Below are 1110 nucleotides of genomic sequence, written 5' to 3' on the forward strand. Positions count from 1 at the left end.
CCGTTGCGATTGCCGCGGCGCTTGCGATTCCGATTGCGGCCGCCGTTGTCCTGCCCGGGCCCCTGGCCCTTGGGCCCGGCGCCGTGCCGGGGCGCCCGCTCGCCAGCGCCTCCGGCGGCCTGGAACAGGGCCTGGATGTCACGCTCGTCGAGCTCCATCCAGGCGCCGCGCTTGAGTCCGCGCGGCAGCACCATGGCGCCGTAGCGGATGCGGATCAGGCGGCTGACCGCGTGGCCGACCGATTCGAACAGGCGGCGCACCTCGCGGTTGCGGCCTTCGGAAATGGTGACGCGGTACCAGCAGTTGGAGCCTTCGCCGCCGCCCTCCTCGATGGTGCCGAACTGGGCCATGCCGTCGTCCAGCCGGACGCCTTCGAGCAGGCGCTTCTTCTCCTCGGCGCTCAGCGCGCCGAGCACGCGCACCGCGTATTCGCGCTCCAGGCCGAAGCGCGGATGCATCAGCTGGTTGGCCAGTTCGCCCGAGCTCGTGAACAGCAACAGGCCTTCGGTATTCAGGTCGAGCCGGCCGACCGACTGCCACTTGCCCTGCTGCAGGCGCGGCAGCTTGCGGAACACCGTGGGGCGGTTCTGCGGATCGTCGTGCGTCACGACTTCGCCGACTGGCTTGTGGTAGGCGATCACGCGCGCCGGCGGCGGCGCGATGCGGTAGCGGATCGGCTTGCCGTTGATCTTGACCTGGTCGCCGTACTGGATGCGCTGGCCGATGTGGGCCGGCTCGTTGTTGACCGAGATGCGGCCCTGCAGGATCAGATGCTCCATCTCGAGCCGCGAGCCCAGGCCGGCCTGGGCCAGCACCTTGTGCAACTTGGGCGAATCGGCCTCGGGCAGCAGCACGCGCTTGAGCGGCGGCACCTCGGGGCTGTCCTCGTCGGCATCGAACTGGCCCGAGATGACGTCGGCGAAGCGGATCGGCTCGGGCGGCGGCGCGTTGCGCTGCTCGCGCTCGGCGGCCCGGCGGGCGCGGTCGAGGTCGTCCTCCTCCTCGTCCGGTTCTTCCTCTTCTTCGTCTACGTCGTCCTGTGCCGCGGCCTCGGCAGCGCGCGCCTCGACCGGCTGCGCCGGCGGCGGCGCGACGACCTCGGCGATGGGC

1 protein-coding gene is annotated in these 1110 nt (G+C 71.3%); it reads right to left on the reverse strand.

The features are described from left to right. Positions 1 to 1106, reverse strand: a 1106-nt coding sequence (locus AC1DY5_RS56690; RefSeq protein WP_478122878.1) for a pseudouridine synthase, incomplete at its 3' end; no start/stop codon positions are given. Positions 1107 to 1110 lie beyond the last annotated feature (4 nt).

The organism is Variovorax sp. P4_D9 (genome assembly GCF_056401695.1).